1 protein-coding gene is annotated in these 255 nt (G+C 62.7%); it reads right to left on the minus strand.

Translation table 11 applies throughout. The features are described 5' to 3' along the window. The coding region (locus IB255_RS30665; protein WP_192211307.1) for a hypothetical protein at window positions 1-255 on the minus strand (255 nt) is incomplete at both ends.

Consider the following 255-nt stretch of genomic DNA (forward strand, 5'->3'; position numbering starts at 1 on the left):
GCGGAACGAGGACGACGGTGTAGGCATGATCAGCCAGTACATCGGCGCTATTGCCCGCGGCATCGTGGGCTACCAGGGTGGCGTGGATGTTGGTTTCCGCTGCGAGGTCCGCACCGGCCACCTTCACACTCCAGCTGCCGTCTGCAGCCACTTTGGCGCTGTAGTCGGTACCGTTGAGCTTGAAGCTCACCACGTCGCCAGCCTGGAACTCACCCGAGGCCTTGCCGCTGATGGTCTGCTGGACCTTGGCTTCTT

Origin of the sequence: Pseudomonas sp. PDM22 (genome assembly GCF_014851965.1) — a bacterium.
GTDB lineage: Bacteria > Pseudomonadota > Gammaproteobacteria > Pseudomonadales > Pseudomonadaceae > Pseudomonas.